This is a genomic window from Ruminococcus sp. RTP21358st1_G6_RTP21358_211008 (genome assembly GCF_040908885.1).
GTDB classification, from domain to species: Bacteria; Bacillota; Clostridia; order Lachnospirales; family Lachnospiraceae; genus Blautia_A; species Blautia_A faecis.
The window spans coordinates 1-23,583 of the sequence record NZ_JBDGDM010000028.1 but is presented as its reverse complement, the minus strand read 5'-3'; the positions used below and the strand labels follow the sequence as shown (position 1 = coordinate 23,583).

18 protein-coding genes, 1 rRNA gene and 1 pseudogene are annotated in these 23,583 nt (G+C 43.2%); 5 read left to right on the top strand and 15 right to left on the bottom strand.

Annotated elements, in window-relative coordinates; genetic code table 11:
* Positions 1-55: 55 nt before the first annotated feature.
* The 4 genes from AB5Z12_RS12140 to AB5Z12_RS12125 form a co-directional block, all read right to left on the bottom strand.
* A complete protein-coding gene (locus tag AB5Z12_RS12140; protein WP_368357258.1) occupies positions 56-1,015 on the bottom strand; it encodes a D-2-hydroxyacid dehydrogenase in 960 nt (319 codons plus the stop codon).
* 300 nt (positions 1,016-1,315) lie between these two features.
* The gene (locus AB5Z12_RS12135) at positions 1,316-1,954 is read right to left on the bottom strand and encodes a hypothetical protein (RefSeq protein ID WP_173716849.1); all 639 of its coding nucleotides are present in this window, start codon (positions 1,952-1,954) and stop codon (positions 1,316-1,318) included.
* A gap of 432 nt (positions 1,955-2,386) precedes the next feature.
* Positions 2,387-3,754, bottom strand: a complete 1,368-nt coding sequence (gene murF, locus AB5Z12_RS12130) for a UDP-N-acetylmuramoyl-tripeptide--D-alanyl-D-alanine ligase (RefSeq protein ID WP_187565141.1) — start codon at positions 3,752-3,754, stop codon at positions 2,387-2,389.
* Between the two features lie 42 nt (positions 3,755-3,796).
* Entirely contained in the window at positions 3,797-4,831 is a 1,035-nt protein-coding gene (locus AB5Z12_RS12125) for a D-alanine--D-alanine ligase (protein WP_173716847.1), read from the bottom strand.
* 112 nt (positions 4,832-4,943) lie between these two features.
* Between AB5Z12_RS12125 and AB5Z12_RS12120 the strand changes: the two are divergent.
* Positions 4,944-5,027, top strand: a pseudogene (locus AB5Z12_RS12120) (DUF6783 domain-containing protein); the annotation flags it as partial.
* Here AB5Z12_RS12120 and AB5Z12_RS12115 read toward each other — a convergent pair.
* The 3 genes from AB5Z12_RS12115 to AB5Z12_RS12105 all read right to left on the bottom strand — a co-directional run bounded on the left by AB5Z12_RS12115 (position 5,028) and on the right by AB5Z12_RS12105 (position 9,153).
* Positions 5,028-6,428 (bottom strand): L,D-transpeptidase family protein, encoded by a 1,401-nt coding sequence (locus AB5Z12_RS12115; protein WP_173716846.1) that lies wholly within the window; start codon positions 6,426-6,428, stop codon positions 5,028-5,030.
* A gap of 316 nt (positions 6,429-6,744) precedes the next feature.
* Entirely contained in the window at positions 6,745-8,025 is a 1,281-nt protein-coding gene (locus tag AB5Z12_RS12110; protein WP_195590901.1) for an aminotransferase, read from the bottom strand.
* Positions 8,026-8,292: 267 nt separating this feature from the next.
* Positions 8,293-9,153 carry a class I SAM-dependent methyltransferase gene (locus tag AB5Z12_RS12105; protein ID WP_173773551.1) on the bottom strand — a complete coding sequence of 287 codons (861 nt, stop codon included), beginning with the start codon at positions 9,151-9,153 and terminating at the stop codon, positions 8,293-8,295.
* Between the two features lie 326 nt (positions 9,154-9,479).
* Here AB5Z12_RS12105 and AB5Z12_RS12100 point away from each other — a divergent pair, with 326 nt between their 5' ends.
* Complete coding sequence (locus AB5Z12_RS12100; protein WP_118582078.1) at positions 9,480-9,668, top strand: hypothetical protein; 189 nt, start codon at positions 9,480-9,482, stop codon at positions 9,666-9,668.
* A gap of 119 nt (positions 9,669-9,787) precedes the next feature.
* On the opposite strand, the gene AB5Z12_RS12095 is transcribed toward AB5Z12_RS12100, so the two are convergent.
* From AB5Z12_RS12095 to AB5Z12_RS12080, 4 genes are all read right to left on the bottom strand, one after another.
* Complete coding sequence (locus AB5Z12_RS12095) at positions 9,788-11,161, bottom strand: radical SAM protein (RefSeq protein WP_368357252.1); 1,374 nt, start codon at positions 11,159-11,161, stop codon at positions 9,788-9,790.
* Positions 11,162-11,173: 12 nt separating this feature from the next.
* Entirely contained in the window at positions 11,174-11,758 is a 585-nt protein-coding gene (locus AB5Z12_RS12090; protein ID WP_368357253.1) for an HdeD family acid-resistance protein, read from the bottom strand.
* Positions 11,759-11,923: 165 nt separating this feature from the next.
* Positions 11,924-12,505, bottom strand: coding sequence for a TetR/AcrR family transcriptional regulator (locus AB5Z12_RS12085; RefSeq protein ID WP_173717830.1), 582 nt, complete (start codon positions 12,503-12,505; stop codon positions 11,924-11,926).
* A gap of 133 nt (positions 12,506-12,638) precedes the next feature.
* Positions 12,639-14,756, bottom strand: a complete 2,118-nt coding sequence (locus AB5Z12_RS12080) for an EAL domain-containing protein (RefSeq protein ID WP_368357254.1) — start codon at positions 14,754-14,756, stop codon at positions 12,639-12,641.
* A 460-nt stretch (positions 14,757-15,216) separates the two neighbouring features.
* Between AB5Z12_RS12080 and AB5Z12_RS12075 the strand changes: the two genes are divergently transcribed.
* On the top strand, positions 15,217-15,912 hold the full coding sequence (locus tag AB5Z12_RS12075; protein ID WP_368368668.1) for a response regulator transcription factor: 696 nt from the start codon (positions 15,217-15,219) through the stop codon (positions 15,910-15,912).
* 90 nt (positions 15,913-16,002) lie between these two features.
* Positions 16,003-18,894: a sensor histidine kinase gene (locus AB5Z12_RS12070; RefSeq protein ID WP_368368667.1), complete on the top strand. Its 2,892-nt coding sequence runs from the start codon at positions 16,003-16,005 to the stop codon at positions 18,892-18,894.
* A 195-nt stretch (positions 18,895-19,089) separates the two neighbouring features.
* On the opposite strand, the gene AB5Z12_RS12065 is transcribed toward AB5Z12_RS12070, so the two are convergent.
* Together AB5Z12_RS12065 and AB5Z12_RS12060 are read right to left on the bottom strand one after the other, a co-directional pair.
* Positions 19,090-19,365 carry a hypothetical protein gene (locus AB5Z12_RS12065; RefSeq protein WP_368368666.1) on the bottom strand — a complete coding sequence of 92 codons (276 nt, stop codon included), beginning with the start codon at positions 19,363-19,365 and terminating at the stop codon, positions 19,090-19,092.
* A gap of 395 nt (positions 19,366-19,760) precedes the next feature.
* Positions 19,761-20,195: an Rrf2 family transcriptional regulator gene (locus tag AB5Z12_RS12060; protein WP_148460989.1), complete on the bottom strand. Its 435-nt coding sequence runs from the start codon at positions 20,193-20,195 to the stop codon at positions 19,761-19,763.
* 513 nt (positions 20,196-20,708) lie between these two features.
* Between AB5Z12_RS12060 and AB5Z12_RS12055 the strand changes: the two genes are divergently transcribed.
* Positions 20,709-21,533 carry an RNA methyltransferase gene (locus AB5Z12_RS12055; RefSeq protein WP_256144354.1) on the top strand — a complete coding sequence of 275 codons (825 nt, stop codon included), beginning with the start codon at positions 20,709-20,711 and terminating at the stop codon, positions 21,531-21,533.
* Positions 21,534-21,576: 43 nt separating this feature from the next.
* Here the strand turns inward: AB5Z12_RS12055 and AB5Z12_RS12050 are convergent, their stop codons facing one another.
* Entirely contained in the window at positions 21,577-23,256 is a 1,680-nt protein-coding gene (locus AB5Z12_RS12050) for an AAA family ATPase (RefSeq protein ID WP_215659910.1), read from the bottom strand.
* Positions 23,257-23,457: 201 nt separating this feature from the next.
* A 23S ribosomal RNA gene (locus AB5Z12_RS12045) occupies positions 23,458-23,583 on the bottom strand; the annotation flags it as partial.

Sequence of the window (23,583 nt, the reverse complement as noted above, 5' to 3'; positions counted from 1 at the left end):
ATAATAGATTAGAGCATGTCCACAACACACTCTAATCTATCCCTGGCCCGAAACTTTAATATACCCTGTTTGTCCTGTCGTCACGTTGGAACCGCTGAATGTTTTTCACCACTTCATCCACTACGCGGAATCTGGTCTCTTTCGCAGCCCATGCAATATGCGGAGTAATGATCAGTTTATTGCTGTTCTGGATCTTAAGAAGCGGATTCTCCGGATTCATTGGCTCTTTGCAAAGAACATCAAGGCCTGCACCTGCAATGGAGCCTTCGGTAAGAGCTGTATACAAATCTGGCTCATTTACAATGGCGCCTCGCGCAAGATTCAGGAAAATAGCGGATTTCTTCATCTTGCGGAATTTTTCCAGTGTCATCAGATTCTCCGTGTACCCGTTCAGCGGTGCATGGACGGAAAGAATATCAGAGCGGGAAAGAAGCTCATCCAGGCTTACCTGTTCATATTCTGTATTGTATTTCTTCCCGGAAGCGGAATAGCAGATAATATGGCAGCCAAATGCCTTGGCAATCTGCGCCACCCTGTTTCCAATTGCGCCAAGACCGATAATTCCCCAGGTTTTTCCATCCAGCTCGAAGAAATTCTGTCCGAAATGGGAGAAACAGGTTCCTCTTGCATATTCTCCGGATTTTACGTAATTGTCGTAATAATTCAGTTTTTCCAGAATATAGAAAAGAAGAGCGAAGGTATGCTGTGCCACTCCGTTTGTAGAGTATCCGGCAACATTGTAAGCTGCAATTCCCCTCTTTTTCAGATAGTCTCCATCCAGGTTGTTAAAGCCTGTTGCGGTCAGGCAGACCAGCTTTAGGTTCTGTGCTTTTCCAATGGTAGACTCGCAGATTGGAACCTTGTTGGCCACGATCACATCTGCGTCTTTTGTCTTTTCTTCCATTTCATCTGCTGTTGTACTTCGATATATTACTACTTCGCCCAGTGCCTCAAATGGAGTAAATACCATATCCTGTCCCAGGCTGTCTGCTTCCAGAATTACAATTTTCATAATGTGCTCCTCGCTTTCTTCTGTGCTCATTTATATAGTCGTGCGTTTCCTCATCTGTTTTATAAAATACCGTTTTCTCCGGGAAAATGCAATCCCAAACTATAAAATGTACAATAAGTGTTACTATCCTGTTATTATTCACTGGTGATGTTCTGCGAGGTGTTTTTTGTGAACAAAGTTCACAGAACCCCCGAGAATTAAGTTTGCGCAGCGTGTTGCTGTAAATGGGGAAAACAATAATCCCCAAAATACAAGAGCGCAAGGCTGATAGTGCTTGCGCCCTCATCTACCATTCTGTAATTGTCAAGCCATAAACTCCCGGATAATTTCCCTCATAATCTTCTCTTCCTCAGGAGTCAGCATCTTACTGAAATGACTTCCGGAAGCAGCTGTCTGCTTGATGCTACTGGTAATCTTATCCACGATTTCTTCCTGTAAAACAGGGTCAGCTTTTTTCGCGGCTGGAATCTCTTCTGTCCAGCTTCTCATCTGCTCCACATAATCTGCCAACGTATCCATCACCAGCTCTTCTTTGTAAGAAAAATCCAACGCCTGACGTAAGAGCAATAACACCACCGGTACAGTAGCGCCCACATACAGATAAGTCAGAGGAAGTCCCTCTTCTATCCTTAACGTCTTGGAAAAATAGATGGCACAGCCAAGAATCACAGTGGACAAAAGTGCCGGATACCACACCAGCCGATTCATTCTGTGAAGAAGCCTGTCCCGTGTTTTCCAAAGTCTCAGCCATTTTTCCTTCAGGCTGATCCGCTGACTGCTGCCTGCTCCTTGGGTGTTTTTCGTGCCTGTGTTTTTGCTTCCGGTACTTTTCAGCATTCTTCTGTAGGTGAGGTTTGTCGTCAGCATTCCAATTGCTCCAAGGGTCCCAAGGGCCGCCATACTGTAGAGCAATATCTGCAGATCCATAATTTTCTCCAGCATAATGTCCTCCCATGCTTTCTTTCAAATTGGGAAACTGTTCAATATCTTTGCACCGCAGTTCTCTTTTTTTGTATGAACCTGATTTCAAAAAATACCTGGCGGAACATTGCCAATAAACAGTAACCTTTTACGAACATTATACCGCTGTCCTGTTCTGTATGAAACATAAATCGTTCGTCAAATTCTCGGTGAATCCCGCTTATCCTGTGGTTTCTCTGCATATTTTCCTATTTTATGATCACTTATATAAAGACTTTCCGCAATATATCAATTAGTTTTTGATTTATTGCGGAATAAGTATGATATATTGCGGAATAGCATTGATTTTTCGCGCTATAAGTCAAATATATCGCGGAAATAAATGTAAATGCCCCTTAAACAGATTCTGATTATATCTACAGAGTCTGCTTAAAGGGCAATACATTATCTTCCCTACATTTCCTGCAATGCAGCTACCACTTTCTCAAATTGCATAAAGTGAGACGCCTTTACCAAAATGGTATCACCGGTCTGCACATAATCAGACAGATGGGACAAAAGGCTGTCACGGTCCGGTTCTTCTATAACGATAAGCTCCGGGTTCTTTCTCGCCATCTTCGCAATGTTTGCGGAAAGAGGGCCGGTGCAGATGCAAACGTCAATTCCACACTGGGCTGCATGCTCGCCTACCTCTGCGTGAAGCTGAACTTCATTCTCTCCAAGCTCTCCCATGTCGCCTAAGATTGCCACTCTTCTGCCAGCACCATCTTTCAGCACATCCAGTGATGCTTTCATGGACATTGGGTTGGCATTATAACAATCGTCTACGATAAGGAAACGGTCTGTCTCGATCATGTGGAATCTGCCGCTGATGGCTTCCAGGGTCTCAATTCCATGACGGATCTGCTCCAGCGTCAGTCCGTAAATACGACCAACTGCAGTTGCTGCCAGGGCATTGTATACCATATGACGGCCAGGCATTGGGATGTCCGTTGTAAAAGACTCCTCACCTACGTGAATGCGGCAGGTCATGCCTTTCAACCCTCTGCTCACGATCTCATCCGCATAAATATCCTTATCTGACTCCATACCGAAGAATACAGGCTTAATTCCTTCATATTCTTTCACAGTGCAAAGCTTATCATCGTCACCGTTTAATACAATATGTCCATCTTTTTTCAGATATTTAAAAATTTCGGTTTTCGCTTTCAACACACCGTCTCTGTCACCCAGGTTCTCCAGATGGCAGGTGCCAATATTCGTGATCACACAGGTATCGGGTCTTGCAATCTTTGCAAGTCGGGTCATCTCACCAAAATCGCTGATTCCCATTTCCAGAACTGCGATCTCATCCTCGTCACGAAGGCGGAATACGGTGAGTGGAAGACCTAACTCATTGTTAAAGTTTCCCTGTGTTTTCAGGGTACGGTATTTCTCTTTCAGGACAGAGGCAATTACCTCTTTTGTACTTGTTTTTCCCACACTTCCGGTAATTCCAACAACCGGAATCTGAAGCTGCTGCAGGTAAAATTCTGCAATGTCCTTTACAGCCTGAAGGGAAGATTCTACCTTGATATATGGGAAATCAGCATTCTCCAGGATTCTCTCAGATAAGGTAGCAAGCGCACCTGCCTCCATCACCTGGGGAATAAATTTATGGGCATCTACACGTTCGCCTACGATGGGAACAAATAAGGTTCCGGCTTCTGCTTTCCGGCTGTCTGTTGTAATAGAGGAAACCTCCTGCTCCAGCTTGTCAGACGGTCCGGAATAAACACCGCCGCAGACCTTGGTCAGGTTTTCCAGGGTAAGATTTTTCATTTTATTTAATCCTTTTTATATTTAATATAAACATTCGGTATATTATTCGTACTTCTTTAAAGAAATCCGGATCAGTTCCTCGCAAAGCGTCGGATAATCCATTCCCAGTACCTTCGCCTCCTGAGGAATCAGACTGGTAGGAGTCATTCCCGGAAGGGTATTTGCTTCCAGACAGTACATATCTCCGTTCTCTTTCATCATGAAATCCAGACGGCTGTAGCCAGTAAGTCCCAGTGCTTTTGCTGCCTTCACTGCATTCTCCTGCATTTTTGCTGTGAGCTCCGGAGAAATCTCAGCCGGGCAGGTCTCTACAGTAGAGCCAGCCTGATATTTGTTCTTGTAGTCATAGAATCCCTGGATCGGAGCAATCTCGATGATCGGATACGCCTTGTCATCCACAACTGCAACAGAAAATTCACGGCCTTTGATATACTCCTCCACAACAATATCCGCGCCATACTGGCATGCATCTGTAAGAGCCTCTTCGTATTCTTTCTGATCATTTACAATATAAACACCTACGCTGGAACCGCCGCAGCTTGTTTTTACAACTACCGGGAATTCCAGTCCATGCTTAGCAATGTCTTTCTCCAGATTGTCTCTTGTCATGGTAAATCCGCCTGGGGTAGGAACATGGTTCATCAGGAAAACTTCCTTGGTGATACGCTTATCCATAGCCATGGCACTGCTGAGATAACCGGTTCCTGTGTAACGGATTCCCAGCAGGTCAAAGGTAGCCTGCACCTTTCCATCCTCACCATTTGCGCCGTGAAGTCCAAGGAACACAATGTCACATTTTTCACAAAGTTCCAGAACATTTGGTCCGAAAAAGCTTCTGCGTTTTTTCTCCATCTCCTTGATCTGCGGATTGAAGCTGCTCATATACTCTGCTGCTTTTTCCACATCATATTCAGCCGGGAAAGGATTCTCCCAGTCTACATTCTCAACTCCACAGAAAATATCTACAAGTATTGCCTCATGACCTTTCTGGCGCAGTGCACCGCAGATTCCGGTACCGGATACAATGGAAATCTCTCTCTCCGTACTGGTTCCTCCAGCCAAAACTACTATCTTCATAATCTTATATCTCCTTTTTTGTTCGTAAACGTAACTGTTCAGTTCCTTCACAGTTACACGCTTTGCCATGCACAGGAATCATGCATTCGCATGATTTCGCGCTGAATTTCCGTGGGGCGTGCAGATTGCGGAAATGATTTTTCAAACAGACTCTAGTTTTCCCAAAACACCTCGCGGAATATTCTCTACTGAATAGTTACTCATACACAACCACCGGCATGCCAACCTCAATATTTGCATAAATCTCGGCCGCCTTGTCATATGGAACATTTACACATCCATGGGAGCCTTCCCACAGATAAAGATTTCCTCCAAACTCAGACCGCCAGGAAGCGTCGTGAATTCCCACATTTCCTGCAAAAGGCATCCAATAGGTCACATTTGCCTCATAATCCTCTCCTGTAAGCACAGCCGGAGATTCCTTGGCATCCAGTGCATAACAGCCTGTAGGAGTGCCACAGCCTTCAATATCCGGATTTCCGCTTACAATAGGTGTGTCCACGATCGGAGTTCCCTTCTGGTAAAAAACAAGACGCTGGTTTGTCAGATCTATCTCCACGTAGGTGGAACCAATATCATTGGTTCCGCGACTATAGCCTGAATACAGATAAACAGGCTCACGAACCTGGGTAACACCGCTTTCGATAGCAGCGATCAGCGCTTTTACTTCTTCGTCCTGATCGATCACCCAGCCGTAATCGCCGCCTTTAATTTCCACCTGGCGATTATCGTAAGTCAGAAATGTCCTGGTCTGTCCCATAGTATCATATTTCAGCCCAAGGTCTGCCACATACTGCCGCACCAGATTTTCATCCAGTATCACATTGCCATCCTCATCATAACCGAACCAGTTCTTGATCAAGGTACGGTCCACAGTCTCAGTACGATCAGCAAAGTCATAAGTTATGATCACCTTGACAAGCTGGTTCATTTTTTCACAATTGGCTTTCAGCTGTTCATCTGTGCTGTATACCGAAGGCTTCCGGTAGCAGCTCTCGTTCTCCAGATTTACAGAAGTTTTTCCCCGGAGCATGGCTGCGGAAATCACTTCCTCCGTCTTAGTGCGATCCAGAGCATTTCCCATTACTTCCGGAATGATTTCAAAAGTATCTCCGGTATCCTGGATCTGGGCATCCACAGGCTGGACTACATTCTCTGGCTGCATGCATTTCAGATTATCAACAGCCTGCCCCATGAGCTCCACATTATAGCTGAGGGATTCTGAAATATCATAATTCTTATCCTGGTTAAAAGCAAGAAACCAGGTAAAACGGTCCTGATCTTTGATCAACTGCTTCACAATTCCAGTAGACACATAGGAAAGCCCCACATCCTGGGCAGAAATTGCTTCCTGACCGTTTTTCATGGTCTCCACAGCAAGAACATAAGCGCCTACACGCTGGTTCAGAAGGTCCTCGGTATCTTCTGAAGCCATATAGGAACAATTAAAGCCATTTACCATAGATCCTGGAAGAAAATGACTGGAAAAGTAGTACACGCCATATCCATAGGCTCCTGCTGTAAGAAGCAGCAGCAAAACCACAAGTAAAATAACAATCGTTCTTCCTGCGCCTGCTTTTTCCTTATTTTTTGCCATAAATTCCTCCCTGCTTATGATGAATTCTTATTGCCTTTACACGACCACATCTTCTGTTTAACCTTATGTAGGAAATAAACTCCATAGTCGGCATTTATTTCTATCTTCCAAATGCAGACGGGTAAAGACAATAAAAAGCAGATGATTACTGTTCACAGATAACAGTAGATTACTCTGCCTCTTTTTATATGCCAGATCAGGTACTTTTCCTGATCTGGCATGGTTACATTCTATGCGCAAATTTCCGATTTCAGAGCCTGTTTGAAAATAGCGGCTCACCTTTTACGGAAAGGTTACCGTTCACAGCAACACGCTTTTAGCCGAGAAGTTTTTCTACACTGACAAGTTTCACACAAAGTACGAATACCTGTGCTGCTTTGCCAAGATCCTCAAGTGTAGGGAAGGATGGTGCAATACGGATGTTGGAATCTTTCGGATCCTTGCCGTATGGATAAGTAGCACCTGCGCCAGTAAGGACAACACCAGCCTCTTTTGCTCTGGCTACAATTGCCTTTGCACAGCCATCCAGGGAATCAAAAGAGATGAAATATCCGCCGTGTGGCTTTGTCCACTCACCGATTCCAAGCCCGGAAAGTTCTTTGTCAAGCGTATCCAGAACCAGCTCGAATTTCGGACGGAGGATATCTGCGTGTTTTCTCATGTGGGCGTGAAGTCCGTCAAGATCCTTAAAGAATCTTACGTGACGGAGCTGGTTCAGTTTATCATGACCGATGGTCTGAACCTGCATATATTTGCGGAAATCATCCAGGTTTGCCTTGGAAGCTGCAACGGCAGCAATTCCGGAGCCTGGGAAGCTTACCTTTGAAGTGGATGTAAATTTATAAACAAGATCAGGGTTGCCAGCTTTTGCACACTCACCAAGAATCTCAACCAGGAAATCCTGATTATCATCATAGAGATGATGGATGCTGTATGCATTATCCCAGTAAATACGGAAGTCAGGTGCTGCCGGTTTCAGTCTTGCAAAACGCTCTACGGTTTCTTTGGAGTAAGTGTAACCCTGTGGGTTGGAGTATTTCGGAACACACCAGATTCCTTTGATCGCTGCATCTTCACTTACCAGTTTCTCTACCATGTCCATATCCGGTCCCTGTGGAGTCATCGGAACATTGATCATCTCGATTCCGAAAAATTCGGTGATCTTGAAGTGACGGTCATAACCTGGTACCGGACAGAGGAATTTCACCTTGTCAAGTTTGCACCATGGAGTATTTCCCATTACACCCTGAGTCATGGAACGTGCGATACTGTCGAACATAACGTTCAGGCTTGAGTTTCCATATATGATAATGTGTTCCGGATCTACCTCAGACATTTCTCCAAGAAGACGCTTGGCTTCCGGAATACCGTCGATCACACCGTAGTTACGGCAATCTACTCCAGTCTCGCATTTCAGATCTGAATTGCCCTTCAGAACGTCCATCATTTCCATAGAAAGTTCCAGCTGTGCATTGCTTGGCTTTCCTCTTGACATGTCAAGGGCAAGTCCCTGTGCCTTGATCTCTTCAAATTCTTTGTCCAGCTCTTTTTTCAGTGCCAGAAGCTCTTCATGATTCATTTCGGTATATTTTTTCATAAATTCCTCCTTCGGCAATTGCCTGTTTGGTGTATCCTCCTCGTATATCTTTTCCATTTTAGTATGCTAAATTGTCGGTTGTCAAGTGTTTGGCTCTATTTTATATAAAATCCCTCTTAAACCGGTTACTGTTCACTTCGTTCACAGTAACACGCTTCGCGATGCACAGAAATCATGCTTTGCATGATTTCGCGCCGCAACTCTCGGGTTTTCTGTGAACTTTGTTCACAAAAAACACTTCGCGGAATGTTACCAGTGAACAGTAACTTAAACCGCTTCCCATCTTCCAGAAGCACCGCATGGCAATACCAGCCCATTTGACTTCACCGGAAGACCAATTTCCTGGGAATCTACATGTCCCTTATACTTCTTCATCTCTGTTGCCAGCATATAAGTAAGTACAGCCGGAGCAAGTCCGGTGGTGTAGGAATTGATCAGGAAAAACAGGGGATCATCGCTGAGAATCTTTGTGCAAAGCTTCACCAGGGGATGAATGGCATCCTCAATTTTCCAGATCTCGCCTTTTGGTCCTCTTCCATAGGACGGAGGATCCATGATAATTGCGTCATAGTGATTCCCCCGGCGGATTTCACGCTCTACAAACTTCACGCAGTCATCTACCAGCCAGCGGATTGGTGCATCAGCAAGACCACTTGCTGCCGCATTCTCTTTCGCCCAGGTAACCATTCCCTTAGAGGCATCTACGTGTGTAACGGATGCACCTGCGGCTGCCGCCGCAAGAGTTGCACCACCTGTATAAGCAAACAGATTCAGAACCTTGATCGGTCTGCCAGCCTTGCGGATCTTGTCTCCAAACCAGTCCCAGTTTGCTGCCTGCTCCGGGAAAAGACCGGTGTGCTTGAAGCTGAATGGTTTCAGATGGAACGTAAGATTCTTGTAATGAAGATCCCACTGCTGGGGCAGATCAAAGAACTCCCATTCACCGCCTCCCTTGGAGCTGCGGTGATAGTGTGCGTTCATCTTGCGCCATCCTGGCTCTGTCTTCGGTGTATCCCAGATTACCTGCGGATCCGGACGGACAAGGAGATATTTCCCCCATCTCTCCAGTTTCTCGCCGCAGGAAGTATCAATTACTTCGTATTCTTTCCAGCCATTTGCTATCCACATTTTATTTTTACCTCATTTTCTATTATTTCGCACAAAAGTCCTAAATGTCATCCATGAATCATATCTGTATAAGTAAAATCATGAATCATTTATAGCACGAATGCGGACAACCCCTGGGAATCGCCACAAACGCAATGTAACTGACTTTCATTTCGCCTAATATCAAAGAACAAATTTATGATAGCAGAAAACTGTACCCACGTCAATTTTGTTAATCTTCTTCCCTGAAAAAGTGCCCAAAAATCTGCCTCACTTTTTTCGGATTTTTCCCATTGAACCACATATTTTTTCGCACTATAATCACATTAAAAAGGAGCGTGATTCAAATGTCAGAAAAGACTACCGATAATAAACTTCCTTACACCTGTACCTCCGCCTACGACCGCAACGCCTGCAAGGGATGCGTCTGTTCCACCTGCTATGAGCAGGAATTCTGCGACAGGTGCAGCAGCTGCGAAAATCAGTCGAAGCGCAAGGAGCGCTGCAATGCTTATGAGGGTGCATACAATTATTAGGCCTCTGTTTTTTGCTCCTCATGCACAAAAAGTCTGAGTACAGATGCCGTTGCAAGTGACATACTATACTCAGACTTTATTATGAAATCATTCTTTCTGCATATTCCTGCAGCAAACTATCAGCAGCTGGCTTTTTCTGCTTTTTCCTTCCGTCTCTCATCCCACAGCTGATCTGCTCTCTCTTTCCAACAGGCTGCATATTTATCACATTTGCCGCAAAGATGCTCTGCACTCTCCGGTGACTGAAGATCTGTGGATTTCGCACCGGTCTCTGCTACTAATTTACGCAGGATCTCTGGATTCTCCAGCATTGGACATGGACGAAGCATGTTCTCGTTGAAAGGCTGGTTATCATGATAAGCCTGGAAAATCGGGCTCTTCAGTGCGTCCAGAAGAGAAGTATCTTTGATATTGCAGTTTGAATAATGGATGAATACACAAGGCTCCACATCACCATTTGCATTAATATGCAGATAATGTCTTCCACCTGCAATACATCCATGTACAAATTCAGCATCATTCTGGAAATCCAGTGTAAAGATTGCTTTCGTGCTTCTGAATTTACGGATTGCACGATACATTTCTTCTCGCTGGTCCGGTGTAAGAAGAAGCTCCGGTGAAGCGTCATTTCCAACTGGCATATAATGGAAGAACCATGCAAATAATGCACCGCAGTCAATCAGCTTGTCAAAATATTCCTCACTGCTTACACTGTCTACGTTCATGCCTGTATAGCAGGTGGAAACTCCAAATGGAAGTCCTCTGTCCTTCAACAGTTTCATTGCATGCATAACCTTCTGATAGATTCCCTCTCCACGGCGTCCGTCGTTGGCTTCCTCGGAACCTTCCAGACTGAATGCCGGAACGAAGTTCTTTACTCTTAAGATTTCATCACAGAATTCCTCATCGAAAAGTGTTCCGTTTGAGAAGGAAAGGAACTCACAATCCGGATGCATCTCACAAAGTTTAATAAGATCTTTCTTACGTACAGTAGGTTCACCACCGGTATAAATATACATGTAAACACCAAGCTCTTTACCCTGTCTGATAATGGAGTCAATGGTCTCCAAATCCAGGTTCAGCTTGTGACCATACTCTGCTGCCCAGCATCCTGTGCAATGCAGATTACAGGCACTTGTAGGATCCAGAAGGATTGCCCACGGAACATTGCAATTGTTCTGTGCAGCAACCTCTTCCTGTCTTGCACTTCCCTTTAAGCTGGCATTTACAATAAAGTTCTGGAAAAATACTTTTCGAACACCTGGATCCAGCTGATACAGATTCATGATCAGCTTATACCAGTTGCTGTCTGTGTCCTGGATTGCATTACGAATGGCATCCCTCTGACTCTTATACCAGTCCTGCGGAGTGAATTTGTCAACTAGCTCCATCAGCTTCGGAATGTTTGTCTCCGGATCCTTTTCCAGATATTCTAATGCTTTTGTTACAGCGCTTTCTACAGCTGCCTGTTTTGCTTTATCAATCAGTTTCATAATGCTCCTCCTTTAAATTTCTCTGAATTCATCTTCCCAGACTACATTTTCATTCTCACGGATTTTCACAGTGTATACTACCACGCAAAGCTTCAGTATTCCCTCCAGCAGAAATGCCACGCCTGTAAAAATCACAGTCAGATTTGCACCTCCTATCGGATCAACGAGAAGAAGCATTCCAAATATTCCGGTTGTTACTGCAATAAGCAAAACTGCCCACCAGAGCTTCAAACCGAATTTTTTCGCTTCCACTGACATCTGGATCCGAAGCAATGCATCGGTCAGAATCACAAGACCGAAAATCACGAAAATCAGTCTTAGTATGGCTTCCCTTCTCACCAGAATCAGAATTCCAACTGCAATCATGAGAATTCCAAAGCCAAGGTCAAATTGAAAAGCCAGACAGTAAAAATCTCTGGAAAAATAGCCGATAATTTTTATGATTCCATCTGCAATGAACAGAATTCCTGCAAGAACACAAATTATTTTCACGGCTTTTTCCGGAACAGCCATCAAAAAAATTCCCAAAGCACAGAAAACAACTGCCATCACTATATATCCATTTCGTGCTATTTTCAAAGTTCCTGACGAATTCATTCTGATTCTCCTTTCTGCTTTTCATGGATTTATTATAGTAAGATAAATTTCAAAAAGGAACGGACAAAAAAAGGACTGTGTCTGAAATTCAGACACAATCCCATATTTGCCTAAAAGCTTACCGCATTTCCATTCTCCGGGGAAAAAAGCAGATTTACAAATTCCCTATACGATTTTCAGATAAGCAGGTTTGGTTCCTGCCACCTTTTCCAATGTTTTCTCAAAAGTATTTTCATAGAGTTCACGCAGTTTCTCTGCATATTCTGTCAGATCGTAAGACATCCTGTGATCCATCCAGTCCAGAATCACTCCGATCATTACGCATTTATAAAAATGCATGAGCACCTTCATATCTTCTTTTTCCATAATTTCTTCTTCAAAATTATGTACGATATACTGCTTTATAACATACTGGCACATTTTATCCAGTACACTGGTAAACGTTTCTCTCTGCACGGAACAGTAAATATGGAGCATGGCCTTCTTGTTCTCTCCGATCAGATTCACCAGTACCTCAAGGCATTCCAGCATAGAATCCACTTCCACCGGATGTTCAAAGGCATTGTCCACTTCCCGAAGAAGAGCTGATTCCACAACATCAGAAATATCGCGGAAATGATAATAGAAAGTATTCCGGTTCACACCGCAGCGCTCCACAATATCCTTCACTGTAATTTTCGCAAGAGGTTTCTCATTAAGCAGTTCAAACAAAGTCCTGATAATAATTTCTTTCGTAAAACCAGACATTTTCTCACCTGTCATCTTGAAATGAAGCCGTAAAAAAGCCTAATCGGCTATGTTTCTGGCTTGTTAAGTTATTATCACAGATTATGCCACAAACCAATTTAAAATGCAAGGACAACGCGCCCTTGCATTTACATTAATTTCCCCTGTTCTGATAAAACATCAATTTCTGGAACTGATTCATTTCTTCGGATACGTCCCGGACAGCTCCATAAAACATTTTATGTCCATCCTGTTCTCTCAGGAAAAATGCTTTGATATTTATCCAGATATACTGACCGTCTTCTCTTCTGCGACGCACAGTTCCCTCTGCACCTTCAGCCAGTCTCTGGAAAGACCGCTGGAAAATATTCTGCATTTTTTTCCTGTCATCCGGGTGTATTGCCTCCATGACCTGAACATTCTCTGCCAGATCCACAGGATCCTGTCCAACCAGCAGACAGTACTTATCATTTACCTGCAGCAGCTCCACATTGTCACAATATACATCATAAATGGCAATTGGTCCAAGAATATTATTCAGTATACTGTCGCTTGCCAGCTCTGACTGAAACAGATCCTTGAAACGTATATGCTCAATTTTTCGCGCCTGAATCCCACGGTAATCCACATTATTCTCGTCATTGAGAAGTATTTTTATTTCTTCGACTGGAAGAGGCTTGTAGAAGAAATAGCCCTGGCCATAAATACAGCCCATATTCAGCAGATAATTGATCTGGTCTTCCGTCTCAACGCCCTCTGCGATCATACGAAGTCCCATAATATTTGCCATTCTGGTAACAGCCTCAAGAATTCCCATTCCCTTGTCCATGGTATTCTCATCCATTTTCAGGAACTTCATGTCAATCTTCAGAACGTCTACATTCACATCCTTCAGCATATTCAAAGAAGAATATCCGCTTCCAAAATCATCCATCAGAACGGTAAAGCCTGCATTTCGCAGTGCCTCTGCCACACCTGTGATCACCTTATATTCTTCTACATAAGCACTTTCTGTAATCTCCAGCTCTACATATTCTGGCGGAAGCTCGTATTTGCGAACCAGATTTTTAAAATGCTCTACTACATCAATTGCATAAATATCCACACTGGATACATTGACAGAAATAGGAATTACCTTGTGTCCGCTTTTTATCCAGTCCTGCAGCGTCTGGCAAACCTGCTCCCACACCTTCATGTCCAGTTCTGTGATCAGTCCGTTACTCTCCATAACCGGAATAAAATATCCAGGTGCCACAATTCCCTTCTCAGGATGCTTCCAGCGCACCAGTGATTCCAGCCCGACGATCTTACCTGTGTTCAGATTACATTTCGGCTGAAGATAGTAGATAAACTCATCTCTTTCCAGACCGGCCTGCACTTCAGCAAGGAGCACATGATTATTCTCCAGTCGTGTCTTCATATCTGAGCTGTAATAAGCACAACGTACAGCATAATTTCCCTTTACTGTCTCCTGCGCAAGAATTGCCCGGTCATACATCTGTGAAGCACTGAGACTGATATCATCAATTACATAAAAACCAAAAGCAGGAAGGAATCCGGTATGTCCACCGTATGCACGCACAAATCCGGTAATACGGCATTTCAGATTTTCGAGAACTTTTTCATCATTTGGAAGAACAATTACAAAATCGTCTCCGCCCATATAGCCGGCAATCCCGCCAAATTCCTGACGCATTTTATTAAGATGCGCCCCGATTTCCCGCAGGAGCTTGTCTCCTGCCACCTGACCATACCATTCATTAAAAAGCTTAAAATGTTCAATATCAACGGCTACCAGACAGTATTTCCCTGCCGTAGTTTCATTTACTCTGAGGAAAGCTTCTGTCTGTGTAAAAAAAGGAATTCGGGCAAATAAACCTGTAAGCTTATTCTTCTCAGTCTTGCCCGGGTTTCTCCGTTCCAGAATCTCCTTCTTCATATTTACAAAACGGCAAAGATTATCCATATCCTCCTCGTAAATATCCTTTGCCAAAATTACATGACAGTTCCTTGCTCCCGGCCACTCGACCTCTCCAGCATTGATTTTCAGCCATTTCCCCTGATCTTCATTATAAAATAAATCTGTTTTCCGGTTCGGATGTGCCAACGGGCAATTACGACAGGGCTTCTCTCTTCCCTGAAACTTCTCATAACAGATCTCTCCGGGCTCAAAATCCGAAAACTGTTTCATCAGTGCTTTACTCATATACTGAATTCGATATGACTCATCTACTATGTATGTAATTGTCTCAGTTCTCTTCTCCTGTCTCATACGCGTCCTTTTCCATTTCTGAATGTAAATCCAACGATTAAAACTATTAAAAATATTATAAGCTATTCCTTTTCAATACGCAACATGTCAACTCGCGAAAGTTTTTCTGTTTTTTTTTAGGCAAAATGACACATATTACAATAAAGCTAAGAAATGCTCCCGCCAGAAAACAATAGAATCTATTGGCTGGCTGAATGAATTGGAAAAACAGTATGATGACCCTATTGCTCACTTTCAAAAAAGAGTGGAGCAGCTAAAAGCTGACAAAAGCCGACAATATTGTTGCATTTAGCGTGGCTTTCTTTTACACTCATATTTATCGGACAAGTACGTTTTTATACGGTGCAGTGTATCCATAAGCTTACGTACAATATTTTCATAAGAATATCTTAAGATTTTACCCCTTTCATCTTAAATTTTGTCTGATACCTTATATATTACAGGGGAGGTGAAAAAGAAAATGGCAACAATTCTTGTATGTGATGATGATAAAGATATTGTAGAAGCCATCAGCATTTATCTGGAACAGGAAGGTCACCAGATTCTAAAGGCTTACGATGGACAACAGGCACTTTTGGTTTTACAGAAAAATGAGGTAGATCTGTTGATCATCGACGTTATGATGCCGAAGCTGGATGGCATCAGGGCAACTTTGAAAATCAAGGAGGAGCATTCTCTCCCTATTATTATTCTTTCAGCAAAGTCCGAGGATGCAGATAAAATTCTTGGATTGAATGTTGGAGCTGACGATTACGTAACCAAGCCCTTTAGTCCTTTAGAGCTGATTGCCAGGGTTCGTTCCCAGCTTCGAAGATATACCCAGCTGGGTGCAGCAGTTTCCTGTGAAAGTCAGCATATTTATACAACCGGCGGGCTGACGGTGAATGACGATCAGAAAGAAGTTCAGGTGGATGGCGAAGCCCTGAAGCTTACGCCAATTGAATATAATATTCTGCTTCTTCTCATAAAGAATCAGGGCCGGGTATTTTCCATCAATCAAATTTATGAAAATATCTGGAATGAAGAAGCAATTGCGGCAGATAACACAATTGCCGTGCATATCCGGCATATCCGGGAAAAGATTGAGATCAATCCCAAGGAGCCCAGGTATTTAAAAGTTGTCTGGGGACTTGGGTATAAAATTGAAAAGCTTTGATTAAAAGTATTTGAAAGATTCGCTATTGAATATGCCAAATGGCGTTACCAATACGATAAGCAGCACATTATCAAGAAAGGGGTTAATCATATGGAAAAGAAAAAATGGCACCGCAGCCCTGGTATCAAAGGGCTTTTGCTCCTATTGCAATATATTTTTCTGGGAGCTGTAATCTTCTTAGGTTTATTTTTAATTACCTCTTTGGCACATGGTCTGAGGCTTTCTGATTCCGGGAAAGATTATCTGGATTCCACGGCATTTGCCAATACCCTCTACGACGCAGCCTATGACGTGATGTACGGAATTTCTGTTACATTTCCCTATACTAATGTATCCTGGAAAGGCCTTGCCCAAAATGAAGCTTCCCAGTCATCTGACAAAAATGCCTCATCTGCGGCTCACACTTCTTTAAATCAGACATCTGCATCCCAAGTAGTTGATCTTAATGAAATTGCCAACGATGAAGAAATCTCTTTTCAAAACACCTCCGGTCTGGCCTATTCAGTTTCAGACCTGGAAAAATGGGCGCAGGATTTTGATACCTCCAGTGGAAATCCCATTGTGATCTGCCACCAGGCTTCTTCTGCCGGCGAGTCACTTTCCCGGCATTATTATTATGTTCAGGATTTTCTGGAAAAAATTGACAGTGGAGAGCTGGATTTTTCTGTGGATATGGAGTATTACGGATTCAGTGACTCTGCAACTGAAATAGCATCCTACGATGAAAATCTCAAACAGCTTATCGAAGACATCAAAAACGACATGCAATATGGTGTAATGGATGATCTTTCCGGCATTCAGATCACATCCGGGGACGGCAAAGTGCTCTATGATTCCATCTCCCTCTATGATGGATATTATGAACCAACAGAGGCTTATCCGCCCCAAGGCGCAGACAGCATTCTGGATGTTCTAAATTCCAATGCCAAATGGAACGACCGCATAGATGAGGCTTTCGAATCTCTTTACAGCCTTCTTTCCAGAACTGACTTTTATATCCAGCAGGAGCAGATTCTGAAAAATTATTCCCAGGGTCACTCCAACATGAGTTACATTTACATTAACGAGGATGACGGACAGGTTATTTCCAATGACAGCAAGCTGGAAGCCCAGCTGGGCTATACCTTGGAACGCAGTGTAACACACGTTGATTCAGCCATAGAAAATCCTACAGCTGACAATATGGGGGGCACCATCGATTATTGCACAAAACTGACAGATCTTTTAAAATCTATAAATGGTATTTCCTATGTTCTTATCCAATATCAACCAGATGGATTTACCAGCAACCTGGCAGGGCTCAAGAAATACAATACTTTCCCCGGAAACAATGTTACCTGCGACTCCTGGAAGGAGGTGGCAAACTCCCTGCTGCCAGCAGTAAACAGCAATTTCATCTTTGCCGCCTATGTGGATCAGGCATTTCCTGTTTCCGATACCTTTTTTGCCGACAAAACATTTTTTGAAAACTATTCCAGCTATCAGAAGCCGGTATTTCTTTTCTTCCTGCTGTGCGGCTTTCTTTTCCTGGCTGCGTTTGTATGGCTAACAGCAATTGCCGGAAGAAAAAACAGCGACCAAAAGCTGCACCTTTGCTTTTTTGACCGCTGGCCAACCGAGCTTTCTGCAGGACTGATTCTGCTTGCATGGTTTCCTGTCCTGGTACTCCTTTTACAATGCCTGTCCTTTGCAGACTATCAGACTGACAGACTGCGTGCCACATCACTCCTTGATGTGAGTCTGTTGCTGAAGCTTATGATTCTGGGGCTTTACACTTTATTCTGGTTCCAGATTGGCTACCTTAGCCTGGTACGGCGGATCAAGGCAAAGCAGCTCTGGAAAAACAGCATCCTGCGCCGTCTTCTTGTCCTGACCTCCAGACTGATTCATTCAGCCAGTCACAAGCTTCACGCCCTTGCTGATCTCTACTCCAGAAACACTGCTGCCAGACTGAAAGCAACCTTCGCTTTTCTTTGCTTTCTTTTCATCAAATATATAATCTGCGGTCCCTTACTTGGCAGCATGCAGCTGTTCTTTTTCTTCAGCTGTCTGGCTGATCTTTTGATACTGCTATATGTCATTACAAAAGCCTGCAGCAGAGAACAGATCATAAAAGGACTGAGAGAAATTTCCAATGGAAACCTGCAATATAAAATTCCTCTGAAACGGCTTTGGGGCGATGATAAACATATTGCAGAATATATTAATAACATTGGAAGCGGTCTTGACGCAGCCGTAGAAAACAGTGTGAAAAATGAGCGGATGAAAACCGAGCTGATCACCAACGTTTCCCACGATCTGAAGACCCCGCTGACTTCCATTATCAGCTACGTTGATCTTCTGAAACGTGAGAATTTTACAGATCCGAAAGTCCTGGAATATCTGGATATTCTGGAAGCCAAGGCAGCCCGGCTGAAGGTACTCACAGAGGATGTTGTAGAAGCCTCCAAGGCCAGCACCGGAAATCTGACACTGAACATGAATAATCTTGATTTCGTAGAAATGCTCCATCAGGTAATCGGAGAGTTCGAGGAGCGTTTCGAAGAACACCATCTTACCATGATGGTACATTTTCCAGATGAACCTTCTGTAATCTATGCAGATGGCCAGCGGCTGTGGCGTGTATTGGAAAATATTTTCGGAAATGTAACAAAATATGCCATGGAAGACACCCGGGTTTACGCGGAAGTAATGAACGCCCACGGTCAGGTGGTTTTCACCCTGAAAAATATTTCCGCCCAGCCGTTAAATTTCGCTGCTGAGGAACTTACCGAGCGTTTCGTCCGCGGTGATGTAGCCCGTGGCACCGAGGGAAGTGGGCTTGGACTTAGCATTGCCAAAAGTCTTACTGAGCTCCAGGGCGGCAAATTCCAGCTTTACCTGGATGGGGATTTATTCAAAGTGACTATCACCTTCCAGGCGCAGAATTCCAAGTGCACTGACGCAGAAGTCCCTGCTCAGCCCAAGCCGGAAACGAGATGATTTTTATCATATGCAGCTATAAAAATAGCAGCAGGAGTAAGCGATTAGTTTACTTCTGCTGCTGTTTTGCAATTAATATTCCAGTCTCGGCATACTCTTAAATTTCTCAAACTCTCCAATGGTAAACATGGAAAGAGCAATGCTTGGAAGTACACTGGACATGCCTGCATTGTTCGCTTTGTACAGCATCGGGAATCACTGGAGGCGGAAACCAAGGCTGTAGCTAAGAGCAAGAGCAAATACGTAAGACGGCACCGACACACCGATTACCGATATGACCGTGGCCAGCGAATCCCATATGGTGTTATATTTCAGGGCTGCCAATAGTCCCAGTAGCAGTCCTACTATCGCTCCGATGATAACGGCAAGTCCTCCGATTCCAATAGAAATTGGAAGTCTTGTCTGAATCATCTGGGAAATAGGAGTGTTCTTGGAAATATTGTAGCTGACACCAAGATCACCTTTTAACATATTTTTTGCGTAGTTCACAAACTGGACAGCTACTGGCTGATCCAGACCGTACTTTACATACAGCGCTTCACGCAGGGCAGGTGTGTTTATGCGGCGGACATTCCATCAAAAATTTGGAATAGAAAACCCCAGTGCTGCAACACTGGGGTTTTCGTTTGTAGTTGAACTACATGGATTTTTCACATCTCTTTGCCCATTGGCATTATAGCATATGTTTTTTTCTTTTCAATATGCATTTTATAATTAAATGTAACTGTTCAGTACCTTCACAGTTACACGCTCCGCGATGCACAGAAATCATGCTTTGCATGATTTCGCGCCGCAATTCTCGGATTTTCTGTGAACTACGTTCACAAAAAACACCTGGCGGAATACTGCCTTCTGAATAGTTACAATTAAATTACATAATCATCTGCGCTTGCAGCCTGCCAGTCAAGAAGGTCTCCTAATGTAATATTATCTACCACTTCATTGATAGCATCATCAATCTTCTTCCAGAGGATACGTGTGACGCATGCATCACCTTTCTCGCAGCCGCCTCCGTCTGGTGCGACACAGTCTACCGGTGACAGACAGCCTTCTGTCAGTCTGAGGATCATGCCTACTGTGTACTCTTCTGGTCTTCGCTGCAGGGAGTAACCGCCCTGTGGTCCGCGGACACTCTTCACATATCCAGCCTTATTTAATACAGAAATGATCTGCTCCAGATATTTCTCAGAAATCTCCTGTCTGCGCGCTACATCCTTTAACCTGATCGGCTCTCCATTGTCATTGGTAGCCAGATCAAGCATTAACTTTATTGCATATCTACCCTTAGTGGATATTCTCATCTTCATTCCTCCTGCTCTGTGATTCTGCAAATGCAAAATCACTCTACAGAAGATTATACCTTCTAATTCCTATTATTTCAATAGGAAATTACCTTTTTATTCGCAGATAATCCAGTATTCCGGAAATAGTTATCGTCTGCGCATGAGCCGCTGCGCGAACTGATAAGCCGGTTCGCAATGTGAACTTTTTCTCACTCTCTGATGTTCCCTCATAAATTACCGGAACTGCTGTGTCGTCATAAGGCTGTCAAGAGTTTCAACTGCCTGATCATTCTGGATGATTTTAAACGTGACATCCTTTTCCCCATCAATTGGCGGGTAATAACAGCAGTCCCTAAAATTCTAATTTTTCTCATATCGTTTCCTTTCCCGAGCTAGAGCGTGTCGATTGCAGAAATATGCTGAAAAAAGAATCGCAATTTACCTGTCTTTCCCTTATAATAATGCTGATAATAAAATGCTTTATCAAACAAGTATCATTTAAAAAGCACTTGAAAAACAGGAGAAAACGAAATGAGTAACCGAATTGAAATAACAGATTTCACTGCCCCGGAGCTGGATGTTTACGCCAGAATCCCGGAGGTGCAGCTTCTACGATTCTATGAGCCCAAACCAGGACTTTTTATCGCAGAAAGCCCAAAGGTAATCCAACGCGCGGCCAATGCCGGATATCAGCCGGTTTCTTTTTTAGTTCAACACAAGGATCTGGAAAAAGAAGGAAAAGAATTGTTACAAAAGTTCCCGGGAATTCCGGTTTATACAGCAGATTATGAGGTACTTGTAAAGCTTACAGGCTTTGCACTTACCCGTGGAATGCTTTGTGCCATGACTCGCCGGGACCTTCCCTCTGTGGAAGATATCTGCAAAAATGCCCGCCGTATCGCCATTCTGGAAAATGTAGTGAACCCAACCAATATCGGAGCCATTTTTCGTTCAGCTGCCGCGCTTCATATGGATGCCATTCTTCTCACACCAGGCTGCTGTGATCCTCTTTACCGCAGGGCAGCCAGAGTAAGTATGGGTACTGTTTTTCAGATTCCATGGACTTATTTTCATAAAAAAGTGTCCTGGCCGGAAGCTGGAATGGAGCTGCTTCGCTCTCTCGGATTTAAAACTGTAGCAATGGCTCTTCGGAACGATTCCATCAGCATTGACGCCCCAGCCCTTCAAGCCGAAGAAAAACTGGCGATTATCCTTGGAGCTGAAGGAGACGGACTGGTGGATGCAACCATCACCGGCTGCGATTACACCGTAAAAATCCCCATGTCCCATGAAGTGGATTCCCTGAATGTAGCTGCCGCAAGTGCTGTGGCTTTCTGGGAACTTGGAAAAAGGTGAGGGAATGCTTCCTCACCTTTTCCAGAGCGTGTTTAAACAGGTTCTAAGACTCCAGCATTTTCACCAGACATTCCTTTTTATAAAATGAGATTCCATAACAAAAGATATCTTTATACCTGTCCTTATAATCCTCTGCATACTTTCTCTCTTTCATCTGCGCCAGTGCTTTATCACAATCTTTATTTAACTGTTTCATGCTTTGCGAATATTTTACTTCGAAAATCGCTACCTTTCCATTGGCTTTATCAATAATCACAAGATCTGGTCTTCCCAATCCATGCTCTTTGTTCGATTCAATCTGTTCACCAGCTCCCATAAAAATGCCTGTGAGAAACGCATGATAGAAGTCTTCTTTATAATCATGATAACTGATGGTATTCCACAGCAATAGATTCATTTCTCTGGTTATAATTTCTGGTTTTTGATTCCAGAGAGCCTGAAAAATCGCTGTTCGATTCCATTTTTTCACACTGTCAGCAAACCATTTCATTACCGTAGTTTCAAAAATTTCTCTTATTTCCGCATTTGGTATCTTTAATGCTTTGGTATCCGGTGAAAATGCAGTTTTCCCTTCTGAAATCCGCGCTTCTGTCAGATAACCAGTCATGTAAAGAATACTCCAAAGATTACTTTCGGATGAATGCAAATAATCATAAGTCAGGTTCTCATCAATATCCTGAAGAATATATCCACCAGAAAGCAATGTTTCCATTTTGTCCGTAATGCTATTGCCTGCAAAATCGATGAAAGAGCGGATAATTGCGTTGTCACTGGTATTTTTCCAATAACTGACTGGCTGCGCTTTGGGATTTCTCTGAAGTTCCCGCAAATAATTCATAACATCCCACGGGCAGTACACATCAATTTCTCCCATATGATATCCATCGTACCATTCCTTCATCTGCTTTGCATACTGCACTGTCCCTGTATCTTCCAGGATTTTGTTGACCTCCTGCTGGGTAAATCCGAAATATTCATTGAATCCGGTATTTGCAATCGTATCTGTAACAAAGTTATTTGTCCCTGTAAAAATGCTCTCTTTTGCAATCTGCAAACAGCCTGTGATAACAGCAAATTTCAATGAAGTATTATCTTTTAATGCAGTACTCATCATACCTCTGATAATTTCCAGCATTTGCTGGTAATATCCTTTGCTGCTGGCTTTTGCTATAGGAACGTCATATTCATCTATAAGCAAAATCATCTGCTTATGGTAATAATTCTCGAGCAGACGCATAAGCAGACTAAGAGATCTGATAACCAAAATTTTGCTTCCCTCACCAGATTTCAGAAGTTTAAAGCGCTTACGATCTTCTTCATCAATTTCTTCGCTTTCCAGCAAAAAACTGTATTTCTGATACAAATCAGAGATGGTAAATACCAGCTGGTCATACGCACTTGCAAAATCAAGTCCATCTATATCTTTAAATGTCAAAAAAATAGTAGGCCACTTATTCAACCATTTTTCACAAAGCTCGTGATTTCTTGAAATTTCAAGCCCTTCGAATAATTTCTGACTCTCATTTCGAACATTAAAGAAATAGTAGAGCATGCTCATGCCCAATGTTTTCCCAAATCGTCTCGGTCTGGTAATCAATGTTACTTTCGCTGCACCATCGGTTAGGAGTTCAGATATGAAACCGCTTTTATCAATATAATAGTTATTATTCTCACGTATCTCTTTAAAATCAGAGATACCTACTGGAATATTAGGATTTCCCATATGCCCTTCCTTCCTAAACAGATATTTTTTATATAAACATGATAACACAGCAGTATAGTTTCAGCAAATAAAAAAACGATAACCAAATGGTTACCGTCTCATTTACTGTACCTTCAAAACTACATACATGTTACATCCTAATGGAATCATTTTACCTCTGCGTGAGTCTGGCAGCCACTTTATAACTGCCTTTCTCATTTCTTGGTCAAGCCCTCACCCTATTAGTAACAGTCAGCTCCGTGCATTACTGCACTTCCACCCCTGCCCTATCTACCTCGTCGTCTTCAAGGGGGTTTACTTCTTTCGAATGGGACATCTCATCTTGAG